This is a genomic window from Varibaculum sp. C0165D1, from assembly GCF_056590355.1.
The window spans coordinates 185,354-205,468 of sequence record NZ_JBWPVY010000001.1 but is presented as its reverse complement, the minus strand read 5'-3'; the positions used below and the strand labels follow the sequence as shown (position 1 = coordinate 205,468).

At 53.0% G+C, this 20,115-nt stretch carries 17 protein-coding genes; 15 read left to right on the top strand and 2 right to left on the bottom strand.

Translation table 11 applies throughout. From position 1 onward, the window contains the following. Window positions 1-9: 9 nt before the first annotated feature. A complete protein-coding gene (gene purU, locus AC1EKS_RS00915; protein ID WP_481008393.1) occupies window positions 10-864 on the bottom strand; it encodes a formyltetrahydrofolate deformylase in 855 nt (284 codons plus the stop codon). Window positions 865-1,021: 157 nt separating this feature from the next. On the opposite strand from purU, the gene AC1EKS_RS00910 reads away from it, so the two are divergent. From AC1EKS_RS00910 to AC1EKS_RS00865, 10 genes are all read left to right on the top strand, one after another. Beyond that, a complete protein-coding gene (locus tag AC1EKS_RS00910; RefSeq protein ID WP_481008392.1) occupies window positions 1,022-1,450 on the top strand; it encodes an FHA domain-containing protein in 429 nt (142 codons plus the stop codon). 8 nt (window positions 1,451-1,458) lie between these two features. Beyond that, window positions 1,459-2,220 carry a transcriptional regulator FtsR gene (gene ftsR, locus AC1EKS_RS00905; protein WP_481008500.1) on the top strand — a complete coding sequence of 254 codons (762 nt, stop codon included), beginning with the start codon at window positions 1,459-1,461 and terminating at the stop codon, window positions 2,218-2,220. Between the two features lie 104 nt (window positions 2,221-2,324). Next, window positions 2,325-2,876, top strand: a complete 552-nt coding sequence (locus AC1EKS_RS00900) for a MerR family transcriptional regulator (protein ID WP_481008391.1) — start codon at window positions 2,325-2,327, stop codon at window positions 2,874-2,876. Window positions 2,877-2,878: 2 nt separating this feature from the next. After that, complete coding sequence (locus tag AC1EKS_RS00895) at window positions 2,879-3,655, top strand: sensor histidine kinase (protein ID WP_481010165.1); 777 nt, start codon at window positions 2,879-2,881, stop codon at window positions 3,653-3,655. Next, window positions 3,652-4,347: a response regulator transcription factor gene (locus AC1EKS_RS00890; RefSeq protein ID WP_481008389.1), complete on the top strand. Its 696-nt coding sequence runs from the start codon at window positions 3,652-3,654 to the stop codon at window positions 4,345-4,347. The genes AC1EKS_RS00895 and AC1EKS_RS00890 overlap by 4 nt, the downstream gene beginning before the upstream one ends. 130 nt (window positions 4,348-4,477) lie before the next feature. Then, window positions 4,478-5,860: an MFS transporter gene (locus AC1EKS_RS00885; protein WP_481008388.1), complete on the top strand. Its 1,383-nt coding sequence runs from the start codon at window positions 4,478-4,480 to the stop codon at window positions 5,858-5,860. Window positions 5,861-5,957: 97 nt separating this feature from the next. Continuing rightward, window positions 5,958-6,959 carry an extracellular solute-binding protein gene (locus tag AC1EKS_RS00880; protein WP_481008387.1) on the top strand — a complete coding sequence of 334 codons (1,002 nt, stop codon included), beginning with the start codon at window positions 5,958-5,960 and terminating at the stop codon, window positions 6,957-6,959. Then, window positions 6,959-8,455: an ABC transporter permease gene (locus AC1EKS_RS00875; RefSeq protein ID WP_481008386.1), complete on the top strand. Its 1,497-nt coding sequence runs from the start codon at window positions 6,959-6,961 to the stop codon at window positions 8,453-8,455. Before AC1EKS_RS00880 ends, AC1EKS_RS00875 begins: the two co-directional genes overlap by 1 nt. After that, complete coding sequence (locus tag AC1EKS_RS00870; protein ID WP_481008385.1) at window positions 8,437-9,513, top strand: ABC transporter ATP-binding protein; 1,077 nt, start codon at window positions 8,437-8,439, stop codon at window positions 9,511-9,513. Before AC1EKS_RS00875 ends, AC1EKS_RS00870 begins: the two co-directional genes overlap by 19 nt. Window positions 9,514-9,674: 161 nt before the next feature. Beyond that, window positions 9,675-11,240 carry an alanine/glycine:cation symporter family protein gene (locus AC1EKS_RS00865; RefSeq protein WP_481008384.1) on the top strand — a complete coding sequence of 522 codons (1,566 nt, stop codon included), beginning with the start codon at window positions 9,675-9,677 and terminating at the stop codon, window positions 11,238-11,240. A gap of 16 nt (window positions 11,241-11,256) precedes the next feature. Here the strand turns inward: AC1EKS_RS00865 and AC1EKS_RS00860 are convergent, their stop codons facing one another. Further along, a complete protein-coding gene (locus tag AC1EKS_RS00860) occupies window positions 11,257-13,251 on the bottom strand; it encodes a solute carrier family 23 protein (protein ID WP_481008383.1) in 1,995 nt (664 codons plus the stop codon). 408 nt (window positions 13,252-13,659) lie between these two features. On the opposite strand from AC1EKS_RS00860, the gene tkt reads away from it, so the two are divergent. The 5 genes from tkt (at window position 13,660) to AC1EKS_RS00835 (ending at window position 20,092) form a co-directional block, all read left to right on the top strand. Beyond that, window positions 13,660-15,759 carry a transketolase gene (tkt, locus tag AC1EKS_RS00855; protein WP_481008382.1) on the top strand — a complete coding sequence of 700 codons (2,100 nt, stop codon included), beginning with the start codon at window positions 13,660-13,662 and terminating at the stop codon, window positions 15,757-15,759. Between the two features lie 90 nt (window positions 15,760-15,849). After that, window positions 15,850-16,341, top strand: coding sequence for a ribose-5-phosphate isomerase (locus tag AC1EKS_RS00850; protein ID WP_481008381.1), 492 nt, complete (start codon window positions 15,850-15,852; stop codon window positions 16,339-16,341). A 101-nt stretch (window positions 16,342-16,442) separates the two neighbouring features. Then, window positions 16,443-17,477 (top strand): DUF7973 family transport facilitator, encoded by a 1,035-nt coding sequence (locus AC1EKS_RS00845; RefSeq protein ID WP_481008380.1) that lies wholly within the window; start codon window positions 16,443-16,445, stop codon window positions 17,475-17,477. 76 nt (window positions 17,478-17,553) lie between these two features. Beyond that, window positions 17,554-18,414 (top strand): HAD-IIA family hydrolase, encoded by an 861-nt coding sequence (locus AC1EKS_RS00840; protein WP_481008379.1) that lies wholly within the window; start codon window positions 17,554-17,556, stop codon window positions 18,412-18,414. Between the two features lie 106 nt (window positions 18,415-18,520). Continuing rightward, window positions 18,521-20,092, top strand: coding sequence for an FGGY-family carbohydrate kinase (locus tag AC1EKS_RS00835; RefSeq protein WP_481008378.1), 1,572 nt, complete (start codon window positions 18,521-18,523; stop codon window positions 20,090-20,092). The last annotated feature ends 23 nt before the right edge of the window (window positions 20,093-20,115 follow it).

Below are 20,115 nucleotides of genomic sequence, written 5' to 3'. Positions count from 1 at the left end.
GGGCGCGTCCTATTCGAAAACGACGGTGCGGTTGCCGTTGAGGAGCACCCGGCGTTGGGAATACCAGGTGACTGCCTGGGCCAGCACTCGCCGTTCTACGTCTTGACCCTTTTGCTTCATGGAGGCGGTGGAATCCCGATGGGAGACGGGAATTACCTCTTGGGCAATAATCGGACCTTCATCTAGGTCAGGGGTAACGAAATGGGCGGTGGCGCCGATTAGTTTCACGCCCCGCTGATGAGCCTGGTGGTAGGGGCGGGCGCCTTTAAATGAAGGCAGGAAAGAGTGGTGAATATTGATCACTTGACCGTGCAAGCGCTCGCAAACTTTATCGGACAGTATCTGCATATAGCGCGCAAGCACCACCAGTTCCACATTCTCGGCATCGATAAGAGCGAGCAGCTCAGCCTCCGCTTTAGCTTTAGTGTCTTTGGTCACCGGGATACAGAGGAAGGGCACATCGTAGAACTGAGCCAGGGGTGCCAAATCTGGATGGTTACCAATCACGGCCACTACCTCGAGGGGCAAATTTAAATTACGGCGCCGATACAGCAGGTCAGACAGGCAGTGTCCTTCTTTGGAAACCATAATAATGGTGCGAACTTTTTTGCCGACCTCATTAACACTCCAACGCATGGAATACTGCTGCGCCAAGGGGGTAAAAGCTTCCCGAACCTCCTGCACGCTACGCCGGGTATGGATCTCTACCCGCATAAAGAAAATTTTAGTTTCGGGATCGTCGAACTGTTGAGAATCAACAATATTTCCCTCTACCTCGACAATCACTCTAGTGACGTCGTGGACTATGCCGGGACGATCCGGACAGGACAGGGTTAAAACGAGATGCGATACGGGTTCGGTCATGGCGCAAACTATACCAGCGCCGGTAGCTTCTCAATATTTTGTCGCCAGAAATTTCGTTATCAAGATGTGACAAAGCCGTGAGGCGAAAGATTTTTTGCGTTAACATTGAAAAGCCTGTCAGAGTAGGCAGACAAGGAACTAGCAAGAGGAGGACTCCATGAGCGAAAACGGCTCGGCAGATCCCTTAACTACCGCGGTTATCGGCGCGATTAGGGACGATGATCTGGCTGGTAACAGTGCGCTTTCGGAAGATGCTCGCAACACCATTGCACAGCTTCCGGAGGGGTCGGCTTTGCTGGTGGTAGTGCGCGGTCCGAACGTGGGCGCCCGCTTTTTACTAAACGCGGAAAAGGTCACGGTGGGACGCAAACCTAAATGCGATATTTTCCTTGACGATGTCACCGTTTCTCGCAAACACGCTAACTTTGTGCGCGAAGAGGGCGGTTACGTAGTCCGGGATGCCGGTTCTTTAAATGGCACCTATATCAACCGGGAACGGGTGGATTCTGCTCAGTTAAAAACTGGCGATAGCGTACAAATCGGAAAGTACCGGATGGTTTACTACGCTTCGCGGAAAGATTCGTAGAGTTGGCAGTGACAGCGGCGCGGCGGCGTTCGCAGCCAGAGTCCAAAGCTACGGCCTGGCCTGCGAGGGTATCTAATAAACCAGTTTTTTCGATCGGTAAAGTGGTCGAACGGGTAAAGGGTGAATTCCCTACTATCTCGGTCTCGAAGCTGCGTTTCCTGGAAGATCAGGGGATTGTGTCCCCGGCTCGCACGGCCTCTGGCTACCGTAAATACTCGGCAGCCGATATCGAGCGGGTGCGTTTTTGTCTTTCTCGTCAACGAGACTCTTTCTTGCCATTGCGGGTTATCCGAGAACAGCTGGCGCAACTAGATGCCGGTCGTAGCCTCAGCGAAGTTCCAGCGTCACCACAGGCGGCCCGACTGGTCGCCTCGGAGGGGCAGCTAGTTGCGGCTTCGGCCCCCGATGGGACCCTTACTACCCGCGAACTTTTAGATTTGAGTGGAGTTTCTACTGAAGAACTAGATTCCTTCGTACAAGCCGGATTGGTTTCCCCGGATCTTGCTGGGCGTTTTCCTGCTCGCAGCCACCAGATTGTTAAGCTAGCTTCCATCCTGGTAGAGCAGGGGATTCCTCCTCGCCAGCTGCGTTTCTTAAAAACTTCTGCTCTCCGCCTGCTCGACTTAGTGGAAAGGGCGGCTAGTCCGGTTAACTACCGTGCCTCCTCGGTGGCGAAGGCACGCCATCTAGCGGAAACGCAAGAACTTTCTGAAGCCGCTGCCCAAATGTTCTTGCAGATGGTGCGGGTTTCTGTCGAAAAGCTGAATTAAACCTAAAGTAAAGCTTTAGACTTTCCGTAAATGGTTCTTGACCGGCCAGGCTAAAGAAAATACCGTTAAGACAGTACTTAAATCAATCGTCAGGGAGTCAGCCCATGGATAGGCAGCCGCGCCCGCAGCGTTCGCAAGGCATGTTATTTGGTTATACCTTAGCGGATTTGGATACCGAAACCGGTTATCGCGGCCCTATCGCCTGCAAAGCAGCGGGGATAACCTACCGGCAATTAGACTATTGGGCGCGCACCGGTTTGGTAGAGCCCACCATTCGCTCGGCAAAAGGTTCCGGTTCGCATCGCCTCTATTCCTTCCGCGATATTTTGGTACTGAAAATTGTCAAACGTCTGCTAGATACGGGTGTTTCCCTGCAACAGATTCGCGTGGCGGTTGATGCCCTTTCTAAGCGGGGAGTGGACTCGCTTTCCTCTATCACCTTGATGTCTGACGGCGCCTCGGTGTATGAATGTACCTCCACCGATGAAGTAATTGACCTGGTGCAGGGGGGACAAGGCGTCTTCGGGATTGCAGTGGGCCGTGTCTGGCGGGAAATCGAAGGTACTTTGGCAAAACTTCCCGTGGAGTCGACCAAGGAAGAATTGAAAGTTCCCGATGAACTCGCAGCCGCCCGAGCGCGGCGAAACGCCGGGTAACGGTGGGAATCTTAATTTTCTTTATCGGCATGACTGTCGGTGTTTTAGCTGGATACGGTCTGCATAAATGGATTTGGCATTTACCCAGACGAAGAACGGGTACTCCCCAGGAAGCCACTAACACCGATCTTTTGAGCCATGAAATTCGCACCCCTTTGACCCTGATTTCAGGGGCAGCGGAACTTTTAGAAAATACCACCCTTGATGACCGGCAAACCCGGCTGTTACACACAGTCACCACTAACTCTGCCCACGCTATTCGTCTCGCGGAAACCTTCTTAACCGGGGCTAAGATCCACGGTTCGGGACTGCGCTTGGAAATAGTAGACGTGGATGTACGCGCTTTGATACGGCAGGCAGCTTCGCAGGTGCGAGAGGTTTTATCGGTAGATATTTTACTTACTGATCCCGGCGCTCCCCTCTATGTACGCGGCGATCGTCAGTTGTTATCCCAGGTGATATGGAATCTGATCAATAACGCAGCCCGCCACTGTCGGGATGGGGTAAAAATCCAGGTGCGTTCTTTCCAAGATGGCTCGCAAGTTATTTTAGAGGTTAGCGATAACGGCATGGGCATCTCCAAGAGTCAACGCCGTGACCTATTCACCTACTATGGGGGACAAACAACGCAAGCGGCGACCGCGAATTCGGGGGCGGGATTAGGCCTGGGAGTAGTGGCTGAAATCGTTCACGGACACGGGGGAGAGGTTTTGGTTGATACTTTAGAAGGTAGAGGAACTACTTTTGTAGTCAGCCTGCCGAAGGGAGGAACGAAGTGAAACCGCTGGTACTGGTAGTAGATGACGAAGCCCAGATGCGCGAAATTGTTCGTTTCACCCTGGAGGAAACCGGATGTGAAGTCCTAGAGGCCTCCGGTGCTGCCTCTGCCTGGAAACTGCTGAAATCTTCGGACTTAGCCCTGGTGATATTGGATTTAATGTTGCCGGATGGTTCCGGAGTCGAACTGGCTAAACGCATTAGGGCCGCGATGACAGTTCCGATCATTATGCTTACTGCTCTTGGGGATCCCCAACAGCGTATCGCCGGCCTACAGGCCGGTGCCGATGACTATCTTCCGAAACCATTTTCTCCCCGGGAACTGTCCCTGCGGGTTGAGGCAATTCTGCGTCGCACGCATAAAACGCGCCAAGCAGAACCGCGGCGCGAACTCGGTCCGCTATCGCTCGATGCCGCCCGGGGACGCGCCTACTACCAAGGTAAAGACCTCAAACTTTCCGAAATTGAATTTAAACTATTACGCGCGCTAGCTGAAGCTAATGGGGAAGTAGTTAATATTCGCGAACTCCTCAACCAAGTGTGGGAAACCACTTCTACTTCTGGTGGGCGCGATATGGTGAAAACCACGGTCTATCGCCTGCGCGCCAAGCTGCGTGCTGCCGGCAGTGATGAAATGATTCATACCCTACGCGGAGGCGGATACATCCTAGAATATTTAGGAGCAGAAAGCTGAGCTTCGGTAACAAAGCCGTTACCGGGTGTCACCAGTAATACCGTTTGCTGTTACCAGCGAGGCGGCAAACTAGACTCTGTAAGTTTTCCATAAGGCGGTTACGGCCGCCTAAAACACAGCGGAGTGAAAAATGGCAACCTTAAACGGCTTTTCCTGGCTAAAGGCACCAGCGCCGGCGCCACGACTACCAGAAAATAGAATTAAACACCTTTTCCCTCGCCTGCGTATGCAGGTCTTCCTAGGAATTTTTATCGGCTATGCCGGTTTTTACTTGATTAGGAACAATATCTCCTCCATCGCGCCTTTGCTTATGGATGAAACTGGCATTGACAAGGTCGGAGTCGGCATTATCGCTAATGCGGTACTTTTCGCTTACGGATTATCGAAGTTCTTCTCCGCGATGATCTCGGATCGGTCTAATGCCCGCTACTTCCTGGTGATTGGCCTGGCCCTTTCGGCTTGCACTAACCTGGTGGTCGCTTTTGTACCCTGGGTGACCGCCTCGGTAGGTATCTTCGCTACCGTAATGTTCTTAAACGGTTGGTTCCAAGGCATGGGATGGCCCCCTTGCGGAAGAGTATTAGTACACTGGTTCTCTACCAATGAGCGCGGCACTATAACCTCTATTTGGAACACCGCCCACAACGTCGGGGGAGCCCTACTACCTACTCTCGTAGGTGTCGGTTTGGCCTGGACGGCGAATGACTGGCGGGCGGCCTTCTGGTTGCCAGCAGCAACCGCGCTGGTAGTGGCGTTTATCGGATTCTTGTTGATTCGGGATACTCCCGCATCGCTGGGGCTTCCTCCCATTGAGGAATACCGTAACGACCCCGCCAAAGTGGAAGTGGATGAGGGCGAAAAGATGTCCGCCAAGGATATGATCTTCAAGCACGTTCTCACCAACCGCACCATTGTGATGCTCGCGGTGGCTAACGTCTTCGTTTATGCTCTCCGCTACGGGGTACTTAACTGGATCACCGTCTACATGCACGAAAAACATCATGCTGAGATTGGTTCCGGTTTAGCAGGCATCTTTGCCTATGAAATCGCGGGAATTGTCGGTACCCTGCTGTGCGGCTGGATGTCCGACAAAGTATTCAAAGGTTACCGTTCCGGGGCCGGAATCTTCTTTACTATCTGCACCGCCCTAGCAATTCTAGGCTACTGGTTGGCGCCTTTAGGTACCCCCATGTGGGTTTTGATCCTATTGGTGGCCTTGATCGGCGGACTCATCTACGGTCCGGTAATGTTGATTGGTCTGCAGGCCATTGACTTGTCGCCGCGGAATGTGGCCGGCACTGCCGCTGGATTCACTGGTCTGTTCGGATACCTGCTGGGAGCTACTTTGGCTTCCACCGGGGTAGGGATTTTGGTTCATAACTTCGGTTGGAACCTGACCTTTATGGTGTTTATCGTGTTCTCGGTATTGACTGTCCTACTGTTTGCGATCGTGGGACGAGATGAACGCCGGATTATGAGTGCCCATCAAGAAAAACTGGACGATTTGGCATAAAACGCTGTTCGGACCAGAAACTCTAAAATAACAACAAACGCGAAAGTCAGGCTGGCGGAAACCGAAATGTTTCCGCCAGCCTGCTATCGTTACTGACATGCGCTTCCGCTTAATGGTTTTAGCTGCTCTCACGGTCAGCTTGCTGCTCAGCGCCTGCAGCCCAGCTAAAACGCAGCAGTTATTCTTTATCTGTTCCAATGAAGAATCTATCTGTCAGGCCTGGCGGGACGCCTATGCCACTTCCACGGGCGAAAAAGTAGATTATTTGCGGCTACCTACGGCGCAGGCACTTACCCGGATTGCATCAAGCCCCAAGAATCTTGATTTTGATGTTTGGGTAGGCGGCCCGGCAGAAAACTTTGTTTTGGCGCGACGCCGCGATCTCCTTGCCCCCTACAAACCGCGAGGAATAGCCGCTATACCTGCCGATATGCGTGACAGCGAGAACTACTGGTTCGGGGTTTATGGCTCGGTGCTAGGGTTTTGCTCTAATAGGCAAGCTCTTGCCGCTAAAGGGTTGCCAATACCAAAATCCTGGGCGGAGCTGCGGGAAAAGAAATATCTAAAACTGGTGGCAGCGCCCTCCCCACTTACTTCGGGTACAGCATTCACCGTAGTCCGAGTACTAGATGAAATCTATGGGAGCCAGGCGAAGTCAGCAATCCGAGAGATATATGCAAACGTGCCTCGCTTGACTAACTCGGGAACTGCTCCCGTAAAGCTGGTGCAGGCAGGGGAGGCAGGACTCGCGATCACCTTTACCCCGTATTGCGTGGGTAAAACGCCAAGTGGTCAGAATCTGGAGATTAGTTATCCCCGAGAAGGAACCTCCTATGAAATTGGCTCGGCGGCACTGCTGAAAAATTCGCGGCATCCCCAGGCGGGGAAAGCCTTTCTGGATTGGCTTTCTCAAAAACCGGGACAAGAGGTTGCGATAAAATCGGCGACTCCACAACTGGCGATTACCAACGAGATCCCCGGTTCTTTAGCATCGCGATTGCAGCGAAAAGATCCCCATATTTTGCCGGCACGCCCGCAAAAATCAGCAGATGATCGCGATCGTTGGCTCGCCTGGTTTGCTAGTCAGGGGTGGGATTGATGAGAAAAGTCTTGGTGCGTTGTTCATCGTGGTTAGTGATCTCGGGATTTTGCGCCTTGGCTGCCATTTGGCCACTAGCGTTCGTATTTCGCGCCGCGATTGTGAGTCCTTTTGCCGGAGAAGAAGCCATCGCTTCAGCGCTCCGCCTTTCGCTCCTAGAGGCTGTAGGTTCGGCGATTTTAGCTACCACCTGGGGGAGCGCTGCCGCCCTGGGAGCCCGTTTGCTATCTGGCCGTCTCCGCCAAGTCGTGGAAATGCTTTGTCTATGTCCTATCGCCATTCCGCCTTTTATAGTCGCTAGTGCTCTGCGCTCATTTGCAGGATATTCGGCCAGCAACCTTACCGGCCCGCTTCCGGTAATTGCGGTATTTTCCTTCTCACTTGCCCCCTTAGCTTATTTTTCTACGCGCTCCACTTTGAAAACAATCCGCCGTGATCAGCTAGATCAAGCCCGAATTTTAGGGCTTGGCCGTTGGGATATTTTTTGTTTAATAATCTCCCGTCCGCTTTTTGCCTCTATCCCTTTGTCCCTGGGAGTTACCTTTGCCCTGGCCCTTTCCGATCCTCTAGTACCTGACCTGGTGGGTGGGAAAACCATGAACGCCGCCCACTCCTTGTGGCTGCGCGCCACCGGAAGTTTTGAAACCGCCTTTCTTGGGCATGCTTCCCTGGTATTGACGGGACTTTCCCTATGTGCAGCGGGCATTTTAATCGCTCTTTATTTCACTACTTATCGAAATTTCTTCCCGGCCACCCCGCTGGGGGCATCCAACTTCCCCCTAGGTTCTCCGCACCCCCTGCCGCTGTTGGGGGTAGCTTCCTACTCTTTAGCCTCGGCAGGACTGATCCTTTATTTGCTTTATCATGCCTCATTTTCGACCTCGAAATTGCAATCAGTGATCAACACCTGGCTACTTTCTGCCCTAGCTGCATTCTTGTGTCTAGTGGTGCTGGCAGCTACCCGCCGATTGGGGACTACCAGCAGGCATATGACGATCGAAGCTCTTTTTATTGTGATTCTTTCTCTTCCGGGAGCCGCTATCGGAGCTGGGTGGATGCTTTTACGTCAACAGGGGCTGTCATGGCCGTTTTCGAGTGGCGGATTCCTCTCCCTGTGTTCCTTCCTCTTGATTGGGATGCCGGTAACCTATTTTTTGGCGGCACGTTTTCGTGCTATCGGTCCAGCAGAGTTCGAGGCGGTGAAAGTATTGGGAGTGGGGCGCATGCAAACAGCGTTAAAAATTCTTCTGCCCGCAGTTAAACGTTATTTCAGTTTGACCCTGGCAACAGTGGTTGCCATTTCTACCACCTTATCGGCTCCCTTAATGTGGGTGGCCGCCCCCGACACCCCGGTAATAGTACCCCAAATGTTTGCGATGGTGGACGAAGCGAACTATGCGGATGCTTTCGGGCTGGCTTTAGCGGCATTAGTAGTATCCATAACCCTATTTGTGCTGGTACCAAAAGAGGAGGGGAAATGGAACCGTCCACGCTAACCGTAAACGATTTGCAGGTTTGGCGCTCGGGGCACCAGGTACTGGGCCCGGTATCTTTTTCGGTTGATCCGGGGGAGTTAGTAGCGGTGATTGGTCCTTCGGGGGCGGGGAAAACTACGCTGCTGCGGGCAATTGCGGGTTTACAACCCTGCAAGGGTCAGATTTATTGCGGCCAGGAGGAGGTATCGAGCTATCCTCCTGCTGCTCGCGGCTGCGCTCTCGTCGCCGATACTGATGGACTTTTCCCTCATCTAACTGTTCAAGAAAATGTGGCACTGGCTGGGGGGACCAGCGAAAACCTGCAAGTAACCCTCACTGACTTGGGGCTTAGTTCCTTAACCCGGCACTACCCGGGTTCTTTATCTACTGGGCAGCGGCAAATGGTGGCTCTAGCTCGGGCATTGCTGCACCGGCCACGGTGGTTGCTGTTCGATGAGCCCTTAGCACACGTAGATCCCTATTCTCGTGCGCGTCTGCGTGGGGAGATTCAGCGGATCCATCGCCGCATTGGCGCGGCCTCGCTTTACGTTACTCATGACCTGCCGGAAGCCTTCGCGGTTGCGGACCGGATTATGTTGCTGCGTGGCGGGCAGATTATCCAAGATGACTACCCCCAGGATCTGGTGTCTCACCCTGCCGACTTACAAACTGCGCTCTATCTGGGAGCCACGACTCAACTAGCCGCCCCGGCGACGATCACCACTGATAGATTTGGGCAGGTTAGCGCCCATTTATCTGCTTTGGGAGAGGACTTAGAGATTCCGGCCAGCGAAAGTTTATCTTCTGCGAGTAGACAGCGCCACGACGTGGTTGCGGTCGGCTCGCCCTATTCCATAAAAATTGGCAATCTACCACCGGAGCACCAAAACGATCCGATTATGGGTGAGGTGGGTCAGGTGGTGGGTTCCCAATTTGAGGGGGATACCTATTTATTGCAGGTAGAAACAGAGTTCGGAGTACTTGCTAGCCGTCGTCAAAGCGGAGACGAGCCCTTCATTGTGGGGGATCGGGTAAAAGTAACCGCCCTCCCCGAACATCTTTGGGCAGTTCCCGCTTAATCTAGCACCCCCGTATTCGCGTAGTTTTTCCAACCTAAGCTAGCACCCGCAATTTCATAACCGGAAACTTTCACGAGTATATTTAAGAAAGTTTCGAGAGGCAGTCTCGAATGACGGTAGGATTTCTTAACCCGCCGCCCCCCTCAAAAAAGGAGCATCCTATGCCGATAGCGGCCGCTAAAGACTCTCTAAGCGCCTTTGACCAGTGGAATGAAACTATCTCGGGTCTGCTAGATACCGCCTACTCCAACTCGGTAGTCTGGCTGTTAATGGTGACCCTGCTGGGGGTGGGAATCTGGCTAACCGTGCGCACCAAAGGCATGCAGATAACCATGTTCGCCCACATGCTAAAAGTGATTACCCGCTCCCGGGGAGGCTCCGAAGGCGGGGTATCTTCCTTTCAGGCGTTTGCGATTGGACTTGCCGATAGGGTAGGCACCGGCTCGATTACCGGAGTCGCCTTGGCGGTCGTTGCTGGCGGTCCAGGCTCAGTTTTCTGGATGTGGGTAGTGGCCGTGGTAGGCATGGCCACCGCTTTCGTAGAGGCGACCTTGGCGCAAATGTTCAAAGTACGCAATGGGGATGGCACTTTTAGAGGCGGACCTGCCTTCTATATCCAACGCGGATTAGGATCGCGTGCCTGGGGAATCGTGTTCGCGGTACTACTAATCTTCGCCTACGGTTTCAGTTTTGAAATGATCCAGGCGAACTCAATTTCTCAGCTGGCCAACTCGGAATATCTCGGTTTTCCCGTCTGGGCTAGCGCCCTGATTCTGGTGCTGTTAACCTTGCCGTTGGTAGTTGGCGGGGTGCGTAAAATCGCCCAATTTTCCGAATACCTGGCGCCCGCGATGGCGCTGCTCTATGTAGGGATGGGCATCTTGGTGATCCTCCTGAACTATGAACGGATTCCCTTTGTTTTCCGGGAAATTTTTATGGGAGCTTTCGGACAGTCAAACACCTATATGCCGCCGGCAGTTGCCGGAGCCGGGGGAGCGTTCATTGCCGCGATCACTACCGGCACTAAACGCGGCCTGTTTACCAATGAGGCCGGGATGGGCTCGGCTCCTAACGCTGCCGCTATCGCCACCGTGCGTCACCCCGCCACGCAAGGCATGATTCAAGCCCTGGGGGTATTCGTAGACACCATGCTGGTTTGTACCTCCACCGCCTTCATTATTTTGATGTCGGTACCTTTCTGGGACAAACACAGTCATGACGATGGGGCAGTGCTCACTATGGATTCGATAGTGACTTCTTTAGGTTCTAATAGCACCACCCAAACTGTGGTGTTTATTTTCGTGATGGTAATGATGGTTTGTTTCGGTTATTCCACCATCTTGGGGAACTACACTTACGCAGAAACTAACTATAAGTTCATCGTGGGAGTAGATCGTTCAGCTCTGCCTTTAAAGCTGCTGGTAATCGCCTCTACCGCGATTGGAGCGATTTTGCCCTTAAAATCGGTATGGTCGATCGCTGACTGGGCAACGGCACTAATGGCTCTGGTTAACCTGGTAGCTTTGATTTTCCTTGGAAAATGGGCAGTTGGTGCCCTGCGCGACTACCGGGCGCAAATGAAGACTGACGATCCTGCGGGACCGATCTTCTGTTCGGAAAGCAACCAGTACCTGCCGGGGGAGCTTCCCACTCGGGTATGGACAACCCCGGGTGGGTTTGATCCGACTTGGGATACTTCTGCGTCCCCGGCAGGCCAGGTTAAATAGTCGTTAGCTGCCCGCTTTAGTCGAGCTGCTCGAACTTGCGGCTCCAAGCCGAACGGATGGGGTTGGCGTCCGCCATCATAATCTCCAGGCGGTCATTGACTACCTCTACCACCTGTCCCAGGGCAACTATCCTTTCATGCCGCGGAGAGTTCTCTAGGCGGTGAACCCCGTCCTTAATAATCGCGTCCACGCTATCCATCCGGGAAAGCAGCGCCACCAGTGGCAGGTTGAACTTTTCATGGTAGGAGCTTTCTAGCGTGCGTAGCTGAGCCTTTTGTTCTTCCGTGAGCTTGCCCAAGGCCAAAGAGCCGACGTCCTGCGAAATTTCTTTGGCCTCGCTCTCGCTGGCAGTCAGCATCGCGGTTACATCCGGATAGGATGCGATCAATTGGTCTTGAGCGTCTTTCCCTGCCACCATTACCGCATCTTGCAGTGCTTCTTTAAGCTCGCCTACGTCCCGGAAAGGACGCATCCCCGCGGCTGCTTGCAGCGGCCAGGTAACCCCGTTAAATAAGCGGGCAAACGTGGTTACAAATTCTTCCTCGCTCATTTTGTTAACTGCCCGCAAAGAGCGGCGTTTTCCGGCGGTGCCCAGCGCTACGTCCTCGCCCTTAGAATGCCATCCCACATGGAAGAACAGCAGGTTGAGTAAGATAGCGGTAACCGAGCCCATGGTTACTCCGGAAGCGAAGAAAATGTGCGCCCAAGCTGGAAAAGCGTCCGCAATTGCCGGTTTGAAGGAGACTAGCATGGCCAGCGCAATCGAGGTAGTCAGAATAATTCCGTTGCGGGTATCAGACAGGTCAACTCGGGATAAGGTTTGAATACCCACTAACGTTAGGTTCGCAAACAAAGCCATAGAGGCTCCGCCTAGGACCGGAGAGGGGACCGCGGCTACGATAGCGCCCGCCTTGGGGATAACTCCCAGGATAATCATGATTCCACCCGCAGCGGCTACTACCCAGCGAGAATGCACTTTAGTTAACCGTACTAAGCCAATATTTTGCGCAAAACAGGTGTAGGGGAAAGAGTTTAAAATTCCCCCTAAAGTAGTAGACAGACCATCGGCGCGCAAAGCGGCAGTGATTTCTTTCTTGCCAATGCGTTTGCCCACAATCTCGCCGGTCGCAAAGACGTCACCGGTAGTTTCTACCATGGTCAGCAGCATTACCACGATCATGGATATGCAGGCAGTGAGGGAGAACTGCGGCCAGCCGAAATAGAATGGGGTAGTAACCGTTACCCAGGAGGATTTACCGACTTCATTAAAAGAGGTATCGCCCAGTACTGCCGCGACGCCGGTACCAATAACCAGCCCGGATAGCACTGCCAAGGTTCCCATAAAGCCTTTAAAGAAGCGCTGGATGATCACGATTATCGCCAAAGTTCCTAGGCCATAGGCTAGAGAGCGCAAAGTTATCGGCATCGGTGGTACCTGTTCGTCAACGCGTCCAATTACATCCGCGGCGGATACTCCCAGCAAAGTGGTACCCATAGTAGTTAATACAATCCCGATAACTAGGGGCGGGAAAAGGCGAATAAGTTTGGCAAAAAGTGGAGCCGCAAAGAAAGTAAATAGTCCGGCCACAATCACTGCGCCATAAATAGTGGGCAGTACTTCGGTGCCGCCGTTTTGGTTCACTGCGAGGCCGATCGCGATCATCGGGGAGATCGCCATGGTGGTAACCCCTTGAATAATCGGTAGGCGCACTCCGATACGCCAAAAACCGATCGACTGAATTAGGGTCGCGATTCCGCAGGTAAACAGATCGGCATTAATTAGATGCACCATGGTAGCGGTATCTAGCTTTAAACCGTGAGCAACTACAACGGGAACCACCACGGCACCCGCATAAAAGGCCAACACGTGCTGCAGTGAGAGCAGCGCGGTCCGGGGAGCCGACGGTACTTGATTAATCGGGTGTTTTTTATTTTTTCCGTGTTTTACTTCCGCCTCTAGGGAATCGCCTAGCGCCTTCAGCGGCGGATTCAGCGGCTCGTCAGCTGCCATTGGGAATATTCTCCTTTTTCTACCGGAATGTTTCCTAGGCAATTCAAAGCCTTGGGGCCCTTAAACTCAAAACGGCAGGAGAGGGGGAGCATGGGAAACCTAGAGGCGGGATTTGCCTTAATCCAGTTTAGTTGACATAATGTACATTATCGGATCGAAGGGCTAGCTCTTTTGGGTACGGTTGCCAGCCTACAGACCGGTAACTAGTACTAATGGTGCAATCTATGGATTTTCTAAACTGGTACGCCAAATCTACACAAACCCGAATGACAAAGTGCGAAAATAAGTTTGAAAAAGATAGTTGCACTTTTGTTAGCAAAAACTTGAAGCGATGTTTTTTCTTCAGGCTAGCTGTTAGCATCAAAATAGAATAAAAACCCACGTTATCCAATGTTGGAAGGGAAAAATATGACCACTGAGTGGAATGAACTTGATCAACGCGCAGTTAACACGGCAAAGATTTTGGCCGCCGATGCGGTCGAAAATGCCGGTAGCGGACACCCGGGAACCCCGATTTCGCTAGCTGCGGCAGCTTACTTGCTGTACCAGCGTCACTTGCGTTTCGATCCTCAAGATTCGGATTGGCTAGGCCGCGATCGCTTCGTGCTATCTGCAGGACATGCCTCCTTGCTGCAATATATTCAGCTGTATTTAGCAGGACAGAACCTGGAACTGGAGGATCTAAAGAAGTTCCGCACGTTCAACTCCTACACTCCTGGTCACCCCGAATACCGGCATACTAAGGGTGTAGAGGTAACCACTGGGCCGCTGGGATCAGGTATTGCTTCCGCAGTTGGTTTTGCGATGGCCTCTCGGCGTGCTCACGGGATGCTGGACCCGGACACTCCCCTAGGTGAAAGTCCCTTTGACCACAATATTTACGTGATTGCTGGCGATGGCTGCCTGCAAGAAGGTATCTCTGGCGAAGCTTGCTCTTTGGCCGGAGTGCAAGATCTTGGTAACTTGATTGTGATTTGGGATGATAACCATATCTCTATCGAGGACGACACCGATATCGCTTTCCAAGAGGACGTGCTAAAGCGCTACGAATCCTATGGCTGGCACACTCAGCGCGTGGATTGGCTAGCTGCTGATGGCAAGTATGACGAAGATGTAAACGCTCTTGACCAGGCAATTAATGCGGCTAAAGCCGAAAAGAATCGGCCTTCGATTATTGCCTTGCGTACTATTATTGGTTGGCCTTCGCCTACCAAGCAGAACACCGGGGCTATTCACGGCGCCAAACTGGGTGAAGAGGAACTCAAGGGCTTGAAGAAAGCTCTGGGAGCAAACCCGGACAAAATGTTTGATATCGATGAAGAGGCGGTCAAGCACTCCCGCGACAACGCCGCGGCCCGTGCCCAGGAGGCGCACTCCAACTGGGATCCTCGCTTCGAAGCGTGGAAGAAAGCGAATCCGGACAAGAATCAGCTGCTAGAGCGGATTCTTGCAGGTAAACTTCCCGAGGGCATCGAGGATGCGCTCCCGGTATTTACTGCCGGAGAGTCTGTCGCTACTCGGGCGGCCTCTGGAAAAGTTATTTCCGCAATCGGCGCAGTCATGCCCGAATTTTGGGGAGGGTCCGCTGACCTAGCCGGTTCCAATAACACTACTATTGCCGGTGCTCCCAGCTTTATCCCCGAATCCGCACAGACCGATATGTGGAAGGGTAACCCCTTTGGGCGGGTACTACACTTCGGGGTACGTGAACACGGTATGGGTGCCGTTATGAACGGCATTGGGCTCGACGGCCTTACCCGCGTCTTTGGAGGCACCTTCTTCGTCTTCAGTGATTACATGCGCGGTGCGGTGCGTCTAGCTGCGCTAATGGATATTCCGGTGACTTATGTCTGGACCCACGATTCTATCGGAGTCGGCGAAGACGGACCTACCCACCAGCCGGTGGAGCATTTGACTGCCTACCGCGCAATCCCCAACTTGGCGATGGTACGTCCCATGGACGCCAATGAAACCGCTGCTTGCTGGTTGGAGATTCTCCGTCAACGCGGTCCGGCCGGATTGATTCTATCCCGCCAGGGTCTGCCGGTCGTTGAGCGCGAGGATATGGAGGGAGCCAGCGCCCAAGCGCTAGCCAGTGCCAAGAATGTCAGCAAGGGCGCCTATGTGTTGGCCGACACCGAGGGCCAGCCCGATGTCATATTGCTGGCTTCTGGATCCGAAGTTCAGTTTGCATTGCAAGCTCGGGAGGCTTTGGCTAAAGAGTCGATTGCTGCCCGGGTAGTATCCGTTCCCTGTATGGAATGGTTCAAAGCTCAAGATGCGGCTTACCGGGAGCAGGTGCTACCGTCTGCCGTGAAGGCTCGGGTATCGATCGAAGCCGGTCTGGTTGATCCTTGGCGCGACCTGGTCGGAGATAACGGCGAGAGCATAGGTATCGAAGGCTTCGGTCTGCCCGGCGCAGCAGGCGATCTATTTGCGCACTTCGGACTAGATAGCGAACACGTAGTAGCTGCTGCCAAACGCTCTCTAGATCGCGTGCGCTCATAAGTGCAGTTTTAAGGAATCGGTAGGGCGAATTGCCCTAGCTAGTATAGAAAGAATTTAGGTCTCGAAGACGAGGACCAGAGGAGGAAAATAATGGGACTTCGAATAGTAATCGGAGCAGATTCAGCCGCCGTCGACTATAAAGAAATAATCAAAAAAGATTTAGAGGCAGACGAGCGCGTTGAAAAAGTAATCGATATTGGGCTAAACGCCGGTGAGGACGTTGACTACCCGCATGTGGGAATCAAAGGTGCTCGCATGGTTGCTGATGGAGAGGCAGACCGCGCCCTGCTGTTGTGTGGTACCGGAATCGGGATGGCGATTGTCGCTAATAAAGTTCCTGGTATTCGCGCTAGCGTGGGACATGACTCTTTCAGTGTGGAGCGCCTGATCAAGTCCAATAACGGTCAGGTTTTAACTCTGGGGCAGCGCGTGATCGGCATTGAACTAGCGCGGCGCCTGGTTAATGAATGGCTAGGTTACGAGTTTGACCCCCAGTCCAACTCGGCGCGTAAAGTCCAGTTAATCTGCGACTACGAAGTACCGGAGACCGACGGGGAAACCACTCCTGGTTCCTGCGGATAACCAGTACTTCAGTAAAATGTCGGCTGAAGTGAGTGCTTGAGTCGAACTTTGAAAAGTTTGGCAATGTTGCCAAACGCTATCTAAATAAAGGTATTAAAAATATGATCGAAACAATACAAATGGCGGCAAGTGCCAGCGACTTTGTAAACTCGTTTGGTCCCTCAGCCGGATTTTCACTGTTTTGGGCAATCTGCGCCATTGGCGGTGGAATCATCGGGGCTGCGATCGGCGGTAACTGGGCCTTCGTAATGACCGGTTTCTCGGTATTTCTGGGCTTCGCGGTAGCTGCTAGCACGGGAAGCGATATTGTCCTTAACTACATGGCATTCGGGCCGGTATTTGGTCCCCACATTTGCTTCGCAGGTGGAGCTGCAGCCCATGCTTACGCCGGTAAACTTGGCCTAAACGGAGAGAAAAAGGGCAAGGATATTGATACCTCGCCTGCCGGGTTTGGTAATCCCACCATGCTCTGGATCGGTGCAATCTTCGGCTTGGGCGGCTACCTATTAGAACGCTGCATCCGCTTGATTCCTTGGTTTGGTCACAACACCGACACCGTGGCATTAACGGTTCTGATATCTGGTTTGCTAGTCCGCCTGATCTTCGGTAAGACCGGAATCTTTAACTGGACTTCGCAGCTCACCGATAAGGAATGCTGGCTGCGCTGGCAGGAAAAGCCCTCCCAGTGGTTAACCATCGGGATAGGAGCTTCGATATTTGCCGGGGGACTAGCTTTAAGCGTTGCCCACCTACTCCCCTACCTGAGCCCAGACATCGAGAAAGCGTTGCTTGGAAATGCTCAGGCTCTGCCCTTCGGTATTTCTGCCATCACCATTTTGATGCTGATTCTCGGCTTCAAGATTCCCGTCACCCACCACATTACGATTACCGCTGGTCTAGCGGCCATGGTTTGGTTCCCAATTTTAGGAAACAGCCTGTATTTGGCGCTGCTAGCCTCCGTAGTATTTGGAGTGATGGCTGCGGGCTTGGCCGAATTTGCGCAAAGGCTGATGTACGCCCGGGGCGATACTCATATTGACCCCCCGGCAGCTGCTATTTGGCTCTCCCACACCGTGGTTAAGGGTTCGGCTCTGCTGGTAGTTGCCGCTGGCCTGGTACCGGCACCGCAGGTCTAAAATATAACTAAATGTTGGGGTGGAAAGCAGTTTTGCTTTCCACCCCAACCCCAATAAATACTGGAGAGGAAAACAATTGGAAACAGGAAATGCTTTAAGGTTCCCCACTGAGTTCTATGATGCCTATATTTTCGATATGGATGGCACCATCTATCTGGGAGACCACCTATTACCCGGGGCTAAAAGACTAATCGAGGAACTGCGGCGTCGCGAGATTCCGGTACGTTTCCTGTCGAATAATCCCACCAAAGACCCCCATCTTTATGTAGACAAACTAGAGGGATTGGATATTCCCACTCCCCTAGAAGACATTGCCAACACCGTAGTCACTATGACCCGTTGGCTCAAAGATCACCACGCTGATAAGACCGTTTTTCCGATTGCGGAACAACCTTTGATTGATGCCCTGCATGACGCGGGCATCAAGATCAGTGATGATCCCAAAGAAATCGATATCGTCATCGCTTCGTATGACCGTACTTTTGACTATCGCAAGCTGCAGATAGCTTTCGATGCCATCTGGTTCCATAACCGCGCTATTCTGGTCGCTACTAACCCGGATCGTTACTGCCCCTTCCCCGGAGGGCGCGGAGAGCCAGACTGTGCTGCGATTATTGCCGCCATTGAAGCCTGCACTCAGACCAAGTGCCAGGTTATTACCGGCAAACCGGAGCCCGTAATGCTCGAGGTAGCGATTGAAGGTCTAGACGTTAACCCCCGGCACTGCATGATGGTGGGCGACCGGCTTTACACTGATATCGAAATGGCCAAGAAAACTGGAATGTTTTCCGCGATGCCCCTTACCGGAGACTCCACTGCCAAAGAGGCTTTGGCGCTGCCCAAGGAGCATCAACCCGACTTTATACTCGATCGTGTTGACCGTCTGATTCCCGCTGCAGTATGGGAAGAAAACGGTTGGACCGCAGAAGATGACTAAAACTAAATAAAACTGCTGAGCACCCTCAAAAATATTGAAATGCGCTCACTGCTGCGCGCAAAAGTCGCCGACAACGATGCCGGCGCAAAATTCAAGGAGAAAACAAATGGTAGCACCCGGTTATGAAGGTCCTTACCTATTGGGAATCGACTACGGCACCGAATCTTGCCGGGCCGCAATTTTCGATCTGCGGGGCACTCCGATTGGCTTTGCCGCCACCGGATACCCCACCCATCACCCTCACCCCGGTTGGGCGGAACAAGATCCCTCCGACTGGTGGGAAGCGCTGGTAGCTTCGGTGAGAAAAGTCCTAGACCAGACTGGTGTTCCCGCCCGTCATATTGCAGGTATCAGCTATGATGCCACCACGATGACCGTGGTTCCCATCAATAAGGAAGGCAAAGAAATTCGCCGGGCCATTATGTGGATGGACGTGCGCGCCACCAAACAGATGGAACGGGTCATCGATATGGATCACTGGGCCCGCTTGTACAACGGGGGAAAGACCACTCCCCCAACTGCCGAATGGTATCCCTTCAAAGTTGCCTGGCTAAAAGAAAATGAGCCCGAAATTTTCAAAGAAGCCTACCGGATCGTAGATGCTCCCGACTGGCTAACCTATCGCCTGACCGGTGAATGGACCATTAACATCAACTCCGCCTCTATGCGGATGAACTACAACCGCGACTATGGCGGGTGGCCGGTAGATTACTATGAGGCAATCGGGGCCGGCGATGCCTTTGAGAAGATGCCGGAGCGGGTTGAAGACCTAGGGGTTCCCCTAGGTGGCTTGCTCCCCTCGGTGGCGCAGGAACTCGGTCTTTTGCCGGGTACTCCGGTCGCTCAGGGCTGTGCAGATGCTTGGGCCGGACAGATCGGCTTGGGTGCGGTAAAACCGGGACGAGTATCTCTTACCACCGGATCCTCCCACGTTATTGCCGGTCAGTCTGATAAGCCGGTTTATGGTAACGGCTTTATGGGCTCCTACACTGACGGGGTTATCCCCGGACAATACACCTTGGAAGGGTCCCTGGTTTCCTCTGGTTCTGTCCTGAAATGGTTTAAGGAAGGTTTTTGTGAGCATCTGGTAAGAAGTGCCGAAGTCGTAGGGGTCAACCCCTACGAGATCCTGGATCGCAAGTGCGAAAACATTGGACCTGGCTCTGACGGCTTGATTATTAACGAGTACTTCCAGGGCAACCGCACACCCTACACCGACTCTAAGGCGCGGGGAATTATGTGGGGTCTCTCGCTGTCGCACACCCCGCTGCACGTTTACCATGCAATTATGGAGGCAGTAGCTTTCGGTACTGCCTATAACTTCAAGAAGATGGAAGATGCCGGATTTAGGTTCGATCAGGTAACTGTGTGCGGTGGGGCTACCAAGTCGCCGCTGTGGATGCAGATGCACGCCGATGTCTCCGGAAAGCCCTTAGTAAGGACGGAAGTTGGAGATGCAGTAGTGCTCGGTACCTGTATTCTAGCGGCAGTCGGATCTGGCCAATATGCCAATATCCAAGAGGCGGCCGCCAATATGGTGCACGAAACCGAGCGGATCGAACCCAACCCGGAAACCCACGAGGAATATCAGTTCTACCTGCAAAAATACATGGAAAGCTATCCAGCGATGCAGGATCTTACCCATCAGCTAGTCGACCACGTGGCCGCCGGCGAATAATCCTAGAAAATAAAGAAAGAAGT